The following is a 359-nucleotide window of genomic DNA, read 5'->3' as shown; positions in this document are numbered from 1 at the left end:
GAAAACTTCTAAAATAGTCCAGAACTCCTGTGGGGTGGGCATCCTGCCCGCCCAATTATGACAATAGCTGCTGTAAATTTCATCATTTTAGGAAAACTTCTAAAAATAGTCCAAAACTTCTGTGGGGTGGGCATCCTGCCCGCCCAACTATGACAATAGCTGCTGTAAATTTCATCATATCAGAAAAACTAATGATTTTCATAACTAATACTTACTTTAAATATCTTTACAAATTGAAACATAAGGCTTAATATAAATTCATGAGGTAGAAACACCTACCAAAACATACATAACTCAAACGCCATTATAAACACATGACCACAACATTACAGCAGCGCCAAAGCGCTAACGTATGGGAT

Source organism: Dolichospermum circinale AWQC310F, from assembly GCF_000426925.1.
In the GTDB taxonomy this organism is placed as follows: domain Bacteria; phylum Cyanobacteriota; class Cyanobacteriia; order Cyanobacteriales; family Nostocaceae; genus Dolichospermum; species Dolichospermum circinale.
This window is presented reverse-complemented; position numbering follows the sequence as displayed.